The sequence below is a fragment of the Sorangium sp. So ce448 genome, from assembly GCF_051520915.1.
GTDB lineage: Bacteria > Myxococcota_A > Polyangia > Polyangiales > Polyangiaceae > Sorangium > Sorangium cellulosum_B.
The window spans coordinates 3,452,137-3,468,130 of sequence record NZ_CP150343.1 but is presented as its reverse complement, the minus strand read 5'-3'; the positions used below and the strand labels follow the sequence as shown (position 1 = coordinate 3,468,130).

General features: G+C 74.2%; 10 protein-coding genes. 6 read left to right on the top strand and 4 right to left on the bottom strand.

Annotated elements, in window-relative coordinates; all coding sequences use genetic code 11:
• The first annotated feature begins 133 nt into the window (after positions 1 to 133).
• Together WMF45_RS13400 and WMF45_RS13395 are read left to right on the top strand one after the other, a co-directional pair.
• Complete coding sequence (locus tag WMF45_RS13400; protein WP_437717295.1) at positions 134 to 1,225, top strand: TauD/TfdA family dioxygenase; 1,092 nt, start codon at positions 134 to 136, stop codon at positions 1,223 to 1,225.
• Between the two features lie 265 nt (positions 1,226 to 1,490).
• Positions 1,491 to 2,555: a lysylphosphatidylglycerol synthase domain-containing protein gene (locus tag WMF45_RS13395; protein ID WP_437717294.1), complete on the top strand. Its 1,065-nt coding sequence runs from the start codon at positions 1,491 to 1,493 to the stop codon at positions 2,553 to 2,555.
• A gap of 46 nt (positions 2,556 to 2,601) precedes the next feature.
• Here WMF45_RS13395 and WMF45_RS13390 read toward each other — a convergent pair whose 3' ends face one another.
• Positions 2,602 to 3,420, bottom strand: coding sequence for a Uma2 family endonuclease (locus WMF45_RS13390; RefSeq protein WP_437717293.1), 819 nt, complete (start codon positions 3,418 to 3,420; stop codon positions 2,602 to 2,604).
• A gap of 505 nt (positions 3,421 to 3,925) precedes the next feature.
• Here WMF45_RS13390 and pepN point away from each other — a divergent pair.
• Together pepN and WMF45_RS13380 are read left to right on the top strand one after the other, a co-directional pair.
• Entirely contained in the window at positions 3,926 to 6,544 is a 2,619-nt protein-coding gene (pepN, locus tag WMF45_RS13385; protein WP_437717292.1) for an aminopeptidase N, read from the top strand.
• Positions 6,545 to 6,579: 35 nt separating this feature from the next.
• Positions 6,580 to 7,251, top strand: a complete 672-nt coding sequence (locus tag WMF45_RS13380; protein ID WP_437717291.1) for a class I SAM-dependent methyltransferase — start codon at positions 6,580 to 6,582, stop codon at positions 7,249 to 7,251.
• A gap of 36 nt (positions 7,252 to 7,287) precedes the next feature.
• Here WMF45_RS13380 and WMF45_RS13375 read toward each other — a convergent pair whose 3' ends face one another.
• Positions 7,288 to 7,728: a CBS domain-containing protein gene (locus WMF45_RS13375; protein WP_437717290.1), complete on the bottom strand. Its 441-nt coding sequence runs from the start codon at positions 7,726 to 7,728 to the stop codon at positions 7,288 to 7,290.
• Between the two features lie 204 nt (positions 7,729 to 7,932).
• Between WMF45_RS13375 and WMF45_RS13370 the strand changes: the two genes are divergently transcribed.
• A complete protein-coding gene (locus WMF45_RS13370; protein WP_437717289.1) occupies positions 7,933 to 8,463 on the top strand; it encodes an N-acetyltransferase family protein in 531 nt (176 codons plus the stop codon).
• 75 nt (positions 8,464 to 8,538) lie between these two features.
• Here WMF45_RS13370 and WMF45_RS13365 read toward each other — a convergent pair whose 3' ends face one another.
• On the bottom strand, positions 8,539 to 8,958 hold the full coding sequence (locus WMF45_RS13365; protein ID WP_437717288.1) for a hypothetical protein: 420 nt from the start codon (positions 8,956 to 8,958) through the stop codon (positions 8,539 to 8,541).
• 457 nt (positions 8,959 to 9,415) lie between these two features.
• Between WMF45_RS13365 and WMF45_RS13360 the strand changes: the two genes are divergently transcribed.
• Positions 9,416 to 13,453: a serine/threonine-protein kinase gene (locus tag WMF45_RS13360; protein ID WP_437717287.1), complete on the top strand. Its 4,038-nt coding sequence runs from the start codon at positions 9,416 to 9,418 to the stop codon at positions 13,451 to 13,453.
• Positions 13,454 to 13,496: 43 nt separating this feature from the next.
• On the opposite strand, the gene WMF45_RS13355 is transcribed toward WMF45_RS13360, so the two are convergent.
• On the bottom strand, positions 13,497 to 15,983 hold the full coding sequence (locus WMF45_RS13355; RefSeq protein WP_437717286.1) for an FG-GAP-like repeat-containing protein: 2,487 nt from the start codon (positions 15,981 to 15,983) through the stop codon (positions 13,497 to 13,499).
• Positions 15,984 to 15,994: the final 11 nt, after the last annotated feature.

Genomic DNA, 15,994 nt, shown 5'->3' with positions numbered 1-15,994 from the left:
GCGGCAAGATACTTCCGCTGGTACCGTCCCCTCCAGGCAAAGCCGCACGAGGATCGTCTCGCAGCGAGAGCCGCAGCGCGCCGGGTGCGCGCCCGCGGCATTCGCCCAGAGCGCCGCGGCCCGAGGCCAGACGATGAGCTCCGAAGTGACCGCACCGAGCACCGACCTCTCGCAGATCCCGGCGCAGATCCCCGGCCCGGCGGCCTGGTACGGCCCCGCGATGGCGCAGAGCGGCGGCTGGATCGAGCACATCACGCCGACGGAGATCGAGGAGGTCGAGGCCGCGGTCCGCCGCTTCGCCGAGACCGGCGCCGATCCGGCGCACCTCCGAAGCGAGGCCTTCCCGCTGCCATCGCTCGCCGCGCGCCTCCGCCGCGTGCTCGTGGAGGTGCTCGACGGCCGCGGCTTCGCCCTGCTCCGCGGGCTGCGCGGCCCGTGGCTCGACCGCGGCGGCCTCCGCGCGGCCGCGATCGCGTTCCTCGGCATCGGCAGCCACCTGGGGAGCGCGCGCTCGCAGAACGCGCGAGGGCACGTCCTCGGTCACGTGAAGGACCTCGGCCTGTCGAGCCAGGATCCGAGCGTGCGCATCTACCAGACGCGCGAGCGGCAGACCTTCCACACCGACTCGTGCGATGTCGTGGCGCTGCTGTGCCTCCGGACCGCCAGGGCAGGCGGGCTCTCGGCGCTCGTCAGCTCGGTCACGCTGTACAACGAGATGCGGCGGGCGCGCCCGGACCTGACGGAGGCGCTGTTCGCGCCGATCGAGACCGATCGCCGGAGCGAGGTGCCGGCGGGCGAGCGGCCCTATTTCCGCATCCCGGTGCTGAGCTGGCACACAGGGCTCCTGTCCGGCATCTACCAGCGGCAATACATCGAGTCGGCCCGCCGCTTTCCGGACGTCCCGCCGCTCACCGCGCGGCAGATCGAGGCGCTCGACCTGTTCGATGCCCTCGCCAACGACCCCGCGCTCCACATGACCATGGAGCTCCGCCCGGGCGACATCCAGCTCGTGCACAACCACACGCTGCTCCACGATCGGACGGCCTTCGAGGACTGGCCCGACCCGGATCGCAAGCGGCACCTGCTCCGCCTCTGGCTCGCTCCGCCCGGGGCGCGGCCGCTGCCGCCGGTGTTCCGCGAGCGGTACGGCGCGCTGACGCCCGGCGACCGCGGGGGCATCGTCGTGCCCGGCACGCGGCTCCACGCCCCGCTCGATCCGGCGTGAGCGGCCGCGCCCGCGAGCACCGGGGCGCTCACCGCGGCTCGTCCGGAGGCCCCCACGTGAGCTCCTGCTCGCCGAGGAGCTCGAACCCTCACCGCCGCGTGCGCGCGCTGCATGCCCATGGCGCGTGCGCTCCGCGAGGCAGCTCACCGCCGCGTGCGCGCGCTGCATGCGCATGGCGCGTGCGCTCCGCGAGGCAGCTCACCGCCGCGTGCGCACGCCGCACCCACACGGCGCCGGCACGCTCCTCGCAGCACACCCCCTTCCCATGGCTCCCTTGCCTCCGGCCCGAGCGGCAGAGGAATGCGCCGGCAGCGATTCCAGTCCAGCGCCGGGCGACGAGGCGCGCGTCCCGGCCGCTCCGCCCGCCGCCCCGGACGCGCCCGCCGCCCGCCGCGCGCGGCGAAAGGCGCTGCTCCACGCGGCGCTCGGCGGCCTCGGCCTGGCCGCCCTGGCCGCGCTCATCCGCCACGTCGGCGCGGCGGAGATGCTCGCCGCGGTGACCCGCGCCGCGCCGTTTGCGCCTCTCCTGATCGGGCTGGAGGCGGCGCGCATCGGCTGCGAGGCGCTCGCGACCGGCGTGCTCTGCGCGCCGCGCCGCGTCCCGATTGCAGAGCTCCTTCGCATCCACGTCGTCACCTACCCTGTCATCACGCTGATGCCCGCCGGCCGCCCCGCGGGCGAGGCGGTCAGGGCCGCGCTGCTCTCCCCCCACGTCGGCGCCGCGCGCGCGGCCGCCATCGCCACGGCGAACCAGTCGCTCGCGCTCCTGTCCTCGGCCCCGCTGTCGCTCCTCGCGGCCGTCGCCCTCTTCCACATCGGCGGCGCCTCTCCGCTCGCCCTCGGCGTGCTCGCGCACGCCGCCCTCCTGGTCGCGAGCGGCCTCGGCGTCGCCTTCGCCGCGCGGCAGCGCGCCGCCTCGGCGTGGATCACCCGGCGGTTCGCCCGGGCCGGCCAGCTCGCCGCCGCCTTCCAGGAGGCCGTCCACGAGCGCCCGCCCGTCCCGGCCTGGCCGTTCGCCGCCTGCCTCGCGGGCCGCGCGCTCCAGGCGGCGCAGTACGGCGTGCTGCTCGCCGTCGTCGGCGTCGAGAGCGGCCCGCTCCGCGCGCTCGCCGCGTACGGCGTGGGCGCCGCCGGCACGGCCGCCGGCGACCTCATCCCGGGCCAGATCGGCGCCACCGACGGGGCCTTCACGCTCGCCGCCCCGCTGCTCGGCCTCACCGCGAGCTCCGCCGTCGCGATCTCGCTGCTCGTCCACCTCCTCCAGGCGGCCTTCGCGCTCGCGGGGATCGCCGTCGCGCTCGTGTGGCGCCGCAGCCCTCCGGCGCCCTGAGCCAAGCTCGGCTGGGACCAGGGGAGTCGCGCGCCTCTGCGTGCGCTCAGCCGCGCTCGCGCTTGATGCGCTCCAGCTCCGCCAGGGCCTCGGCCAGCCGCCGCTCGGCCTCGTCGGCGCGCTGCCGCTCCGCATCGAGGCGGCGCCGCTCTTCGTCGAGGCTCATCTCGGTCTCCTCGATGCGCGCCTCGAGATCGCCCACCATCGAGCCGAGCCGGGCGAGCAACTCATGCGTCTCCGGCAGCGGCGCCAGCCCGTGGAAGAAGCGCAGCCGGTCTCCCTCCAGGCTCAGGTCGAGGTCGAGCACCGTGCTCGCGAGCCGGCCCTCCTGCGGGACGATCGGCTGGTACCGCGCGCTGCCCTCGGCGAGCCGGAAGCCGCGCAGCCGCCTTCGCCTGCGATCGAAGACGAAGTACTCGGAGATGCCCAGCGACGCGTAGCGGGTGACGTTGTCCTCGAGGTCCTTCTTGCTCTTCCCGCGCCAGAGGATCTCCAGCGCGAAGTCGATCCCCTTGCCCTCGGCGCTCACCGACCAGTGGGCGCGCTCCTTCACCTCGACGTCGAGCACCGCGATGACGTCGGGCGCGAACATCCGCTCGGCCGGGTAGTACACCGGCAGCTCGCACGCGAGGTACACGCGCCGGCCGATGCGCTGGAAGTACCCGCCCAGCGCGTCCCTGGCCGCCACCTTCGGGTTGAAGTGGAAGTCGCCCTCGGGAGGGCACGCCTCGGAGATCTCGAACTCCGACGGGAGCGTGTCGAGGACGCGCTGCCGTTCCTCCGGCGTCATGCGGTCCCAGAGCTCCTGCGGAGGGGCCCGCGGATCGTCGGGGTCGATCACCCAGGACGTCGGCGCGCGCTGCATGCTCCGAGCATAGCGAGCCCGCGTAGGCGAAACCACGGCACACGCACGTCCTCGGCCCCTCGAGGGCGCTCCAGGCCACGACGAGCCGCGCAGCGCTCACCCGCTCGCGCTCCTTGCGCCCGGGGAGAGCCGGCACCCCGCGCGCTCTGCTGTGCGGTCCGGAGGGGTCCGGCACCCCCTTCTGGCACAACGAGGAGGGTGCATGCGGGTGTTTGGCACAGAATTTCGCCGAAAACGCGTTCTCTGGCACAAACTTGCCCCGAAACTCGCTCGACCTGGCGTTTTCGAGGGGTCCGAGCCCCGGTGTGTCGCCCGTGCAGGACGGCCTACTCGCTCGGTCGTCCGCTCCCTCGTCCCTCGCCCGGCCGCCTGGCAGGCGCCCCCTCGTGCCGCCTCGCGGCCACGCGGCAGCCGGACACGCGGCGCGGTCGCCCGACCGCGCAGCGACCGCGACCACGGCAGATCGCTGGCCTCCCTCCGGCCCTTCGGCCTAGGGTGTGCGCGCATGATGGCGGAGAAGACCGGTGGCCCTGGACGGGACGTGCTCACCCAGCGCGAGGCCGAGGAGCGCGCCGCGCGCATCGGCAGCGCGCGCTACGAGCTCTCGCTCGACCTCTCGCGCGGCGAGAGCGGCTACCGAGGCGAGGCGGTCGCGTACTTCGACGTCCGCGGCCACGGCGACACGTTCATCGACTTCCGCGGCGGGCGCATCGAGCGGCTCGAGATCAACGGCGTCGAGATCGAGCCCGCGTGGTCCGACTGCCGCATCCTCCTCCCGGGGAGGCTGCTCGCCCCGGAGACGCGCGTGCGCGTCGTCTACGAGAACGACTACGATCACACAGGCGACGGCTTCCATCACTTCCGCGACCCGGAGGACGGCGAGGACTACGTCTACTCGGACCTCGAGCCGTTCAGCGCCCACCGCGTTTTCCCCTGCTTCGATCAGCCGGACATCAAGGCGAGCTACCGGCTCTCCGTCACCGCGCCCGAGGACTGGGAGGTCATCGGCAACGCCCGCGTCACCCGCACGTTCGGCGCGGGCCTCGGGCGCACGACGCGCGTGTTCGAGGAGACGACCCGGTTCAGCACCTACATCTTCGCGCTGATCGCCGGCCCGTACAGCGGCGTCCGCGACGAGCACCGCGGCATCCCCCTCGGGCTCTACTGCCGCAGGTCGCTCGCGAGGCACCTCGACGCCGAGGAGCTGTTCACGATCACGAAGCAGGGCTTCGACTTCTACCCGGAGTTCTTCGACTACCCCTACCCCTTCAGCAAGTACGACCAGGTCTTCGTCCCGGAGTTCAACGCCGGCGCCATGGAGAACGTCGGCGCCGTGACCCACAGCGAGCGCATGATCTTCCGGGACCCGCCGACGGACCACCAGCGCCTCACGCGCGCGGAGGTGCTCCTCCACGAGATGGCCCACATGTGGTTCGGCAACCTCGTGACCATGCGGTGGTGGAACGATCTCTGGCTGAACGAGAGCTTCGCCACGTACATGGCCTTCCTCGCGATGGAACAGGCGACCCGGTTCCAGCCGGCCGTCTGGAAGGCGTTCAACGTCATGAAGAGCTGGGCCTACCGGCAGGACCAGCTCGTGACGACGCACCCCATCGCCGGGGAGCTCGCCGACACGGAGCACACGTTCCTGAACTTCGACGGCATCACGTACGGCAAGGGCGCCGCCGCGATGAAGCAGCTCGTCGCGGCGATCGGCCTCCCGGCCTTCCGCGAGGGGATGCGCCGGTACTTCAAGCGCTACCAGTACGGCAACGCGACGCTGCGCGAGTTCCTGTCCGCGCTGGAGGAGGGCTCCGGCCGCGACCTCGGCGCGTGGTCGCGCCTCTGGCTCGAGCAGGCGTCCCTCAACACGCTCACGGCCGAGTGGGAGCCCGAGGGCGACCGCATCGGCCGGCTCCGCGTGCTGCAGACGGCGCCCGCCGACTACCCGACCCTCCGGCCGCACCGCATCGACGTCGCGCTCGCGCGCGAGGAGGGCGGCGCGCTCGTCGTCGACTCGGTGCCCGCGGAGATCGACGGCGCGGCGACCGAGATCGCCGCCGCGCGGGGGCAGCGGGCGCCGCTCCTCGTGTTCCCCAACCACAACGACCTCACGTTCGCGAAGATCGCGCTCGACCCGGCCTCGCTCGCGTTCGTGCGCGAGCACATGGGCCGCGTGGAGGATCCGCTCCTGCGCACGCTGCTCTGGTCGTCGCTCTGGAGCATGGTGCGCGACCAGAAGCTCGCCTCCACCGCGTACCTCGCGCTGGTGAGGGACAAGCTGCCCGCCGAGCCGGACCTCTCGCTCGTCGACCCGGTGCTCACGAACGCGGTGACGGCGCTCGCGCGCTACGTGCCGGATCCCCTGCGCGAGGCCGAGGCGAGCGCGTTCACCGGCCTCGCCCTCGCGGCCCTGCGGTCGGCCCCCCGCGGCGACGCGCAGATCGTGTGGGCGCGGGCGCTCTTCAACGCGGCGTACTCCGCGCCGGATCTCGCGCTGGCAGCGCGCCTCGCGGACGGCGAGATCGAGGTGGACGGCCTCGAGATCGACCAGGAGATGCGCTGGACGGTCGCCGTGAAGTGGATCGCGCGCGGCATGGAGGGCGCGGAGGAGCGGCTCGCGGCCGAGCGCGAGCGCGACCCGTCGGACCGCGGCCAGCGCGCCGCGCTGCGCGCCGAGGCCGCGCGCCCGGATCCGGCGGCGAAGGCCGCGGCGTGGGCGCGCTTCCACGAGGACGGGTACGGCTCGCTGCACCTCACCAGCGCGGCGATGTCGGGCTTCAACTGGTCGTTCCAGCGCGCGCTGCTCGAGCCGTACGCGCAGGCGTTCTTCGAGCGGGTGCAGCAGGTCTTCGAGACGCGGACGCACGAGCTCGCGTCCGCGTATTTCACGCATCTGTTCCCCTCGTACCGCGTCGAGCGGGACCTCGTCGCCCGCGCGGAGGCGCGGACCGCGGCGCTCGGGCGGGCCCCGGACGGCGCGCCGGCGGCGCCGCGGCTGCCGATGCTGGTGCGGATGCTCCGCGAGGCGAGCGACGACCTCGCGCGGGCGCTCGCCTGCCGGGAGCTCGCGGCGGCGAGCGCCGAGGGGCACCGCGCGGGGGGCGGGGGCGCCCCCGGCTGAGGGAAGAACCGGGGAGAGCGGCGCTCGAGGCGACGATGATCGTGCAGCTCGGGAAGACGTCCGTCACGTGGACGCGCGCGGACCTGGAGGCGAAGCTCGCCGGCCACGCGCGCGTCCTCATCGACGTCGGCACGGGCGACGGCCGCTTCGTGTACCGCTCGGCCGGCGCCGACGCCGAGACGTACTGCATCGGCATCGACCCCGCGGGGGAGCGGATGCGCGAGGTGTCATGGCGCGCCGGCCGCAAGGTCGCCCGAGGCGGCCGGCCGAACGCGCTCTTCGTCGTCGCGTCCGTGCAGGCGCTGCCCGAGGAGCTCACCGGGCTCGCCCACACCCTTACCCTCAATTTCCCCTGGGCCTCGCTGCTCTCGGCCCTCGTGCTGCCCGAGGCGCCGGTGCTCGAAGCGCTGCGCCGGCTCGTCCGACCGGGCGGGGAGCTCATCGCGCTGCTCAACCAGAGCGTCTTCGACGACAGGCCCTACGCGGCGCGGCTCGGCCTCCCCGAGCTCTCGGACGCGTGGGTCGATGACACGCTGCGCCCGGCCTACCGCGCGGCGGGCTTCGAGATCCGGGCGAGCGAGCTCGTCGAGGGGGACATGCCGCACCAGACGAGCTGGGGACAGCACCTCACGCTCGCGTCGGGCCGGAGGACGCGCCTGCTCACGGCCGAGGCGATAGGCGCGATCGGCGGCGGAGCGCCGGGGTGAACGCGCCGCGAGGCGCTCAGGCGAGCGCCCGGCGAGCTATCGCGTGCTGTCGTGCTGCACCGCCTCCCGCTCGGTCACCCGGCGGATGGTCTGCGCAGTGTGCCTGTCGTCCTCGCTCTGCGCGATATCGGACAGGCTGATGATGCCGACCAGGCGGCCGTCCGCCTCGGTGCACAGGACGCGCGACTTGTGGTGCTGCCCCATCAGCTGCTCCGCGCGCTGCACGTCGTCGTCGGGCCGGCAAGCGACCACCCCGCGCGTCATGACGTCGCCCGCCTTCGTGCTCAGCGGCCGGTTGTGGGCCAGCACCCGGATGGCGAGGTCGCGGTCCGTCAGCGCCCCGAGCACCCTCCCGGCGCTGTCGCAGACAGGAAGGAAGCCGATGTTCGCGTCGCGCATCTTGCACGCGGCCGTCTGGATGGTGTCGTCGGCCAGGACGCTCTGGATGTCTTGCTTCATGATCTCCTTGCACAGCATGGTTCCCTCCTTCGGTTCCGTTTGCAGCGCTCGGCAGCGTCACCGCGCACAAAGGGACCTTAGGGGACGATCGCGGGCGAGGGATGGAGCATCATGATGAATGCGGCGTCGGGCACCGCTTGATCGCGCCTCCGGCCGGCGAGCACGGCGGGCGGCGCCCTGGCGGGGCGCCGCGGCGAAAGCCAACCTGGGGTGCGAGACACCATGTCAGAGAGGATCACAGGGGCGGTCATCCGCCGGGCGCGGCCGGCCGACGCGGCCGTCATCGCGCGCATCGAGGTCGATTCGTGGCAGGCGGCCTACCTGGGCCTGGTGCCGGCGGCCGATCTCAACGCCCTCTCCGTGCCGGCGCGCGAGATGAGCTGGCGGGGCATCCTGAGCCGCGACGCCGCGACGGGGACGCGGACCTGGGTGCTCTGCGCCGAGGACGCCGGGCTCGGCTTCGCGAGCGCGGGGCCGACGCGCGACGACGACCCGGGTGACGTCGGCGAGCTCTACACGATCTACCTCCTGCCCGCCGCGTGGGGGCGCGGGCTCGGCGCCGCGCTGCTCGACACGGCGCAGGCCGACCTGGCCCGGCGCCGCCACAGGACCATGACGATCTGGGTCCTCGAGGGGAACACCCGCGCGCGCCGCTTCTACGAGCTCTCCGGCTTCACCCGCGACGGCGCGCGGCGGTGGGCGCGGGTCGGCGCCGGCAGCCTCCCGGAGATCCGCTATCGGCGAGCGCTGTAGCGCCCCGGATCCCACGCCGAGGGCGGCGCGGGCCCGTGCACCAGCGACGGCATCGAGCCCCGGCGCCCCGGCGCGCTAGCCGAAGCGCACGACGATGCTGCTGTAGCCGCCCCGCGGGTCGTACTGGGAGTTGATCTTTCCCCAGGGATACTCGTACGGCGGCGCGCCGAGGATCGACGCCAGCCAGGCGTCGTGGCTGGCCTTGCGCTCCGCCTCCTCCTTCTCGGACCAGTCGTTCCAGAACGCCTTCGACTCGGCGCCCACCTCGAACAGCTCGACCCACGCGATCTTGCCGCTGCAGAAGTGCAGCGTGATGCGGAAGGTCCGGAAGCCGATGCGCTGGCGCGACGTCCGGTATCCGCTCCACGGCTGCGCCTGGCTCAGGGCGTTGGCCATCCGCGCGAGCGGCGACGACAAGAACTGCGCTTCCGAGTACGAGGGCCCGATGCGAAGCCCGGATGTGAGCTCGATCTCGCCCGTCTGTCGATGGATCATCCAGCCCTCCGACCGCTCGGAACAGCATACACCACAGCTCGCGGACCGGCGCGGCTCAGCCGAGCCCCGCCGACGTCCGTGCGCGACAGTCACGCGCGGACCCGACTCCGCCTCTCCGAAGGTGGGTGTTCGACGGAGATTCACCCCTGCCGATCGCTCGCCCCGCTGCTCGGAGGACAACAGCCGCGGTCCCCCTCGCGCAGCGCGAGGGACGCCGCTGTCCTCCGGTGTCGACACGACACCCACGATGTCGCGGGTGACCGAGCAGGCCGAGCAGACCGAGCACGCACTTTCGCCATGGGCATAAGGAGGTGTCGCGCAATGCGGTTTTCCTGCTCGTGACAACCCCCATAACCGGTAATATCGGTCACGGATCGCGCCGGGCCCCACCCGAGGTCATCCGAGGTCTTCCGAGGTCTTCTTGCCGCGTTGCCCTTCCTGCCATCGCCGACTCGCAGTGCTCACCTCCTGCTCGACGGACGGAGCCACGGCGCCGTCCCGCCCGGCGCCGGTCGATCTCGACGCAGAGACGCCGCCGTCCGTCGCGGGCTTCCGCGTCGGCTCGCCGCTCGCGGCGGGCGCCTTCTCGGTCCTCTGGGCCGCGACGCGGGCGGAGGACGGCGCTCCCGCCGTGCTCAAGATCAGCAGGGCCCACTCGCTGCTCGCGCGCGAGCGGTTCCGCAGCGAGGCGTGGGCGCTCGAGCAGCTCGGTCCCCCGGCCTCGCCTCGCCTGCTCCAGAACGGCGTGCTCGAGGACGGCCGCGCGTACATCGCGATGGAGCGGCTCCGCGGCGAGACGCTGGCGGCCCACCTCGAGGGCCTGCCCGCCGCGCCCGACCTGCGCTCCGCCCTCGACGTCGCGCTCGGCGTGCTGAGCTGCCTCCAGGTGGTGCACGAGCGCGGCCTGGTCCACCTGGATCTCGCGCCGGAGAACGTCTTCCTCGAGCCCGACGGCGGCGTGCGGCTCCTCGACTTCGGCCTCACGCAGCGCGAGCGCGGCGTCGTCTGCCACCCGGCGGACAGCGCGCTCACCACGCTGGGCGCCATGCTCGGGACGCCCGAGGTCGCGTCGCCCGAGCGGCTCCGGGGCGAGCCGCTCGACGCGCGCGCGGACCTCTACGCCTTCGGCGCGCTCCTCTTCGAGCTGCTCACGCTGCGCCCTCCGTTCGCGGGCGATCCCGCGAACGTCGCGCAGGGGCACCTCGGCCGGCTCCCCCCCAGGCCGAGCGAGATCGCCCCGGTCCCGCCGTCCATCGAGGCCCTCGTCCTCGCCTGCCTCGCCAAGGAGCGCGCGCGCCGCCCGGCCGACGCCGCGGGCCTGCGGGCCGCGCTCGCGTCGGCGGGCGCCGAGGCGCTCGCCCTGACCGGCGGCGCCGCGGCGACCGCGGGAGACGACGTCGCCACCGGCTCCACGGACCGGCACGACACGGTGGTGCTCGCCCTGGAGGCCCGCGGCGCCGAGGCCGAGGTCCGCGCCGCCGTGGCCCGCCACGACGGGCACCTCGCGCGGCAGCGCGGCTACCGCTTCGTCGCGATCTTCCCGGGCCCGAAAGAGGCGGCCGCGGAGCGCGCGCTCCTCGCGGGGCGGGAGATCGTCGCTTCGGTGGGCGCGCCCCTCGCGATCCACATCGCGCCGTTGAAGCTCCGCCGCGACGCCGAGGGCGTCCACGCCGCCGGCATCGCCGTGGAGCGGCCCGAGTCGTGGCTCCCCTCGGATCCGTGGCGCGGCATCGCGCTCAGCGCCGAGCTCGTCAACGCCCATGCCGGGTTCGACGTCGCCGCGGCGAGCGAGGACGGCCGCTACTTCTTCGCCCCGGACGCGCCCCCGCCCTCGGGCCATCGCGACGCCGCGCGCGCCGCGCCGCCGCTCGTCGGGCGCGACGACGCCCAGAGCGCCGCCGAGGAGAGCCGCGAGCGCGCGCTCGCGGGCCTCGGGCCCGGCCTCTGCGCGCTGATCGGCGAGCGCGGCGCCGGCAAGTCGCGCCTCGCCGAGGAGCTCGCCGAGAGCAGCCGGCGCGCGCACCCCGGCGCGCTCGTGATCTCGCTGCGCGCCGAGCCGGAGCTCGGCGCGCGCCCCGGGGGCGGCTTCAGCCAGACCGCGGCCGCCTTGCTCGCCGAGGTGCTCGGCGCGAGGGACGGCGCCCTCTCGGCGCCCGGCGACCCGCGCGCGTTCTGCGTCGAGCGGCTCGGAGAGCCGCTGGGCGGCGAGGTGTGGCCCGCCGTGGCCGCGATCCTCGGCTGGACGGGCGGCTCCGCAGGCCGGCCGCCGCCGCGCCGCGGGAGCGTGATCCGGGCGCTCGCCGAGGGGCTCCGCCGGAGGGCGATGGAGCGGCCCGTCGTCGTGATCGTCGACGACGCGCACCTCGCCGACGGCGCCACGCTCGACGCGCTCGACCTCGCGACGCGGCGCGAGGCGTCGGTCGCGCTCTGGGTGCTGCTCGCCGGCGCGCCGGCGCGCTGCTCGCCGACGCCGCGGCGCCACGCGCTGAGCGCCCGCGGCCACGCGCGCGATCACGTCGCGCTCCCGCCGCTCGACGACGCCGCGGGGCTCCTGCTCTGCGCGGAGCTCCTCCGGCCCGCGGAGCCTCCGCCGAGCGCGACGCTCCGGCGCATCTGCGCGTGGGCCGGCTACAACCCCCGCGCCCTCGTGGAGCTCACCCGGGCGATCAAGCGCGCGGGCCTCGTGCGGCTGCGGGCGAGATCGAGCGGCCACCAGCTCGCGACCGCCGAGCTGGAGAGGCTCCCGCCGTCGCCCGCGTGGCAGTGGTTCGCCGCGGGGCAGCTGGAGGCGCTCCCGCCGGAGCTCGCCGCGTGCGCGAGGCTCTGCGCGGTGCTCGGCTTCGAGCTCTCGGAGGACGTGGCGGCGAGCGTGCAACGCGCGCTCGAACGCGAGGGCGAGGAGGCGCAGCGCGTCGACCACGTCGACGTCCCGGGCGCGCGCATCGACGTCCCGAGCGCCCTGCGCGCGCTCGTGGCGCGCGGGCTCCTCGTCCCCCGCGGCGCGCACGGCGCCGCGCACGGCGAGGGCACCCTCTGCGGCGGCGCCAGCTACGCCTTCCGGAGCGCGCTCTTGCAGGAGGCCATCTGCGCGCTGCTCGCGGAGGACCAGCGCGCGGCGATGCACCGGCACGCGCTCGCCGTCTGGGAGCTCATGGCCGAGGCCCGGCCGAGGGCGCCGGATCTGCTCGAGCCGATCGCGCGCCACGCCGCGGCCGCCGGGGCGCGCGCGCGCGCGGCGCACGCGTACCTGCTCCTCGGCGATCTCCAGCGCGACCGGCACAACAACGCGGTGGCGGAGGGCCACTACGCGTCCGCGCTCCTCTGGGCCGACGGCGACGATCAGCGCCAGCGGTACCTCGCGCTCCTCGGCCGCGCGCGCGTGCGCTACCGCGTCCTGCGCACCGGCGAGGCGCTCGACGATCTCCGCTCCGCGGGGGCGCTGGCCCGGACGATGAAGGACCCGCGGATGATCGCGGAGGCGCTGCTCGAGGAGGCGACCGCGCTCGACTGGGCGGGCGCCTGGGAGGAATCGGCGGCGCGCGTCGAGGAGGTGATCCCGCTGCTCGACGCCCGCGAGGGCCGCGCCGACGCCGCGCTCGCCGCGCGCTTCGAGATCGCGGCCGGCCGCTCGGCCTTCCGCAAGGGCAACCTGGACGACGCCCTCGAGCGGCTCACGCACGGCGTGGAGCGCGTCCGCGAGGCCGATCACGACACGTACGTGACCGGGCTCACGCTGCTGGCCTGCGTGCTCGCGCGGTCCGGCCAGCTCGAGGAGGCGGAGCGGCGCTTCGACGACGCCGTGCGCAGCTGCGAGGCGCGCGGCGACCGGGCCCACCTCTGCGCGGCGCTCGTCCGCCGCGCGGAGCTCTGGCCGGCGCTCGACGCCCCGGATCGCGCGATGGCGGACCTCCGGCGCGCGGTCCAGCTCGCCCGCGAGGAGGCCAGCGCCCTGGCGGAGCGCGACGCGACGATCAAGCTCGCGGAGCTGCTCTACCTCTGGGGGCACGAGGACGAGGCGCTGCCCCTGGTGCGGCAGGCGCGCTCGCTCGACGAGCAGCTCAAGGACAGGCCGGCATACAGGAGCGCGCTCCTGCTCGCGCGGATCCACGCGATGCGCGACGAGCACGCGGACGCGAGCCGGCAGCTCCGGTGGCTCAGGGCGCAGGGGGCGGTCGCGGATCTGCCGCCGTACGCCCAGGCCCTCCTCGGCGTCATGCAGCTCGCCGTGAAGGACCCGAGGTCCGGCATGGAGAGCACGCGCACGCGGGCGGCGGGGCGCGAGGAGGGGGAGCCGCCCGGCGAGCTGGGCGGCGGCCTCAGCGCCGATCAGCGGGTCGAGCTGCTCTACTGGCGGGCGCGCGCCCTGCTCGACGCCGGCCGCCCGGAGGATCTGGCGCTGCTCCTCGCGCGCACCGCGCCGCTGCTCGCCCAGAGCCGGGCCTGGCGCCCGCGCTTCGCGAAGCTCCGGGCGGGCGACGGGCAGCTCGCGGGATAGCGCCGCCGGGGCGCGGGGCGGAGAGCGGGCTGCGCAAGAGCCCCTAGAGGCAGGCGTTGAACAGCACGCTCACGCTGTTGCTGTGGCCGTTCGCGACGGTCAGATCGAGCCGGCCATCGCCGTTCAGATCCGCCGCCGCGATCGACTCGGGACCTCTGTAGAGGTCGCCCGCGGTCGACTGTACGGCGCCCGCGGCATAGGCGGCGGCCGCCGCAAAGGTGCCGTCGCCACGGTTGAGCAGCACGCTCACCGCGTTGATGTCGTGGCTCGCGACGGCGAGATCGGTCGCGCCGTCGCCGTTCAGGTCCACCGCCGCGAGCGAGCGAGGCGAGCTGGCAGCATAGTAGATCGGGGCAGCGAAGGTGCCGTCTCCCCGGTTGAGCAGCACGCTCACGTTGCCGCCGCTGCCGGTGTTGGCGACGGCGAGGTCGGTCGCGCCGTCGCCGTTCAGGTCCGCCGCAGCGAGCGACTGGGGGCGCCCGCCCGCAGGGTAGCGGAGCGCATCGGTGAACGTACCGTCGCCACGATTGAGCAGCACGCTCACATCGTTGCTGCTGGACCGCGCCACCGCGAGATCGAGCTTGCCGTCGCCGTCGAGATCCGCTGCCTTGACCTCCCCGCCCCCGCCTCCGTAGACGGCGGGGGCGGTGAAGGTGGCGTCACCCCGGTTGAGCAGCACCTTCAGTTGGCCGTCATCGACGATCAGGTCGACTCTTCCGTCGTCGTCGACGTCTGCCGCGACGAACGAGCCACCTGCGTAGGCGTTGTATCTAACCGGAGCGGCGAACGTGCCGTCGCCACGGTTGAGCAGCACGCTCATGCTGGGCGTGATGTCGCGCGTGTCGTCCCCTCGATTGAGGGCCGCAAGGTCGGTCTTGCCATCGCCGTTCAGGTCCGCTGCGACGACCGAGAACGTGCCAACGTTCGTGTCGTAGGTGACCAGGGGGGCGAGGGTGCCATCCCCCCGGTTGAGCAACACGTCCAGCACGCTCACGCCCGCGTAGATCTCGCTCGCCACGGCGAGGTCGGGCTTGCCGTCGCCGTTCAGGTCCGCCGCTGCGACCGAGACAGCGGCAGGGCTCGATTCGTAGCGGACCGGGGCCGTGAGAGCCCCATCGCCCCGGTTGAGCAGCACGCTCACGCCATTGTGGTAGCCGCTCGAGACCACGACATCGAGCCGGCCGTCGCCGTTCAGGTCCCCTATCGCGCCCGCATCGGCCCAGTCCCCGGTATGGTCGACCGGGGCAGCGAAGGTGCCATTGCCCTGGTTCAGCAACACGCTCATCGTGTCGCCCTGCGCGACGACGAGGTCGGGGCTGCCGTCGCCGCTCAGGTCCGCCGCGACAACCCAGCGAGGAAACCGGGCCCCAGCGTGGTAGTTCACCGCGGTGGCGAAGGAGCCGTCGCCCCGGTTGAGCAGCACGCTCACGGCGCCGCTGTCGCCCTCGCCCCTGTTCGTCGTCACCAGGTCGATCCTGCCGTCGCCGTTCAGGTCCGCTGCCGCGATGAACGAGGAATACGGGCCAGCCGCGTAGCTCGCCGGGGCAGCGAAGGTGCCGTCGCCGTGGTTGAGCGCCGCGATGACCTGGCCGTTGTCCACGATCGCGAGATCGGTCGCGCCGTCGCCGTTCAGGTCCGCCGCCGTGATCGAGCTGAACCACGGGAAGAGCACGGCAGCGACGACCGGCGTGGCGAAGGTGCCGTCGCCGTGATTGAACAGCACCCGCACCTCGTCGCTGTTGTGCTCATTGCGGGCCACGGCGACGAGGTCGGGCGCACCGTCGCCGTTCAGGTCCGGGGTGACCACGCCGCCCGCAGGATAGATGCCCGCGGGGGCGAAGGTGCCGTCGCCCCGGTTGAGCAGCACGTGCACGCCGTCGATGGCCGTGACAGCGAGATCGAGCGTGCCATCGCCGTTCAGATCCGCCGCCGAGATCGCCGAGGGACTGAGGCCCACGGCGTAGTTGGCCTCGGCGGCGAAGGTGCCGTTGCCCAGACCGAGCAGCACGCTCACGCTGGCGCCGCCGCCGTTCACGACGGCGAGATCGAGCTTGCCGTCGCCGTTCAGCTCGCCCACCGCCACGGCGCCCGGAACGCTGCCTGCCCGTTGTCGAGGCAGCCCCGGGAGCCCGAGCAGGCCGGTGCACGCGGGCGCGACGCACGCACCCGCGGAGCAGGAGAGCTCGGCCGCGCACGCCTGCCCGCATCGCCCGCAATGCGCGCGGTCCGTCGCCGTATCGACGCACGCGTCGCCGCACCGGGTCGTATCGGGCGCACAGCTCGATGCTCCTCCGTCGCCCTGCATCCCGCCGTCGCCCTGCATCCCGCCGTCGCCCTGCGTCCCCCCGTCGCCCTGCGTCCCCCCGTCGCCCTGCGTCCCTCCGTCGCCCGCTGTCCCCGATCCCCCTCCACCACCAGCGCTCCCGCTGCCCGCCGGGGGATCCGTTCCAGCGCACCCCGAAAGCAGCCAACCGCCAGCGGCCGCGATCAGCAGCACAACCGTCCACGACGCCATCATGCGTTTCACCATCACGGTTGATT

What these genes read in the sequence shown, in the direction of transcription:
- WMF45_RS13400 (WP_437717295.1), top strand. Translation starts at nt 134, where the DNA reads ATGAGCTCCGAAGTGACCGCACCGAGCACCGACCTCTCGCAGATCCCG.
- WMF45_RS13395 (WP_437717294.1), top strand. Translation starts at nt 1,491, where the DNA reads ATGGCTCCCTTGCCTCCGGCCCGAGCGGCAGAGGAATGCGCCGGCAGC.
- WMF45_RS13390 (WP_437717293.1), bottom strand. Translation starts at nt 3,420, where the DNA reads ATGCAGCGCGCGCCGACGTCCTGGGTGATCGACCCCGACGATCCGCGG.
- pepN (WP_437717292.1), top strand. Translation starts at nt 3,926, where the DNA reads ATGATGGCGGAGAAGACCGGTGGCCCTGGACGGGACGTGCTCACCCAG.
- WMF45_RS13380 (WP_437717291.1), top strand. Translation starts at nt 6,580, where the DNA reads ATGATCGTGCAGCTCGGGAAGACGTCCGTCACGTGGACGCGCGCGGAC.
- WMF45_RS13375 (WP_437717290.1), bottom strand. Translation starts at nt 7,728, where the DNA reads ATGCTGTGCAAGGAGATCATGAAGCAAGACATCCAGAGCGTCCTGGCC.
- WMF45_RS13370 (WP_437717289.1), top strand. Translation starts at nt 7,933, where the DNA reads ATGTCAGAGAGGATCACAGGGGCGGTCATCCGCCGGGCGCGGCCGGCC.
- WMF45_RS13365 (WP_437717288.1), bottom strand. Translation starts at nt 8,958, where the DNA reads ATGATCCATCGACAGACGGGCGAGATCGAGCTCACATCCGGGCTTCGC.
- WMF45_RS13355 (WP_437717286.1), bottom strand. Translation starts at nt 15,983, where the DNA reads ATGGTGAAACGCATGATGGCGTCGTGGACGGTTGTGCTGCTGATCGCG.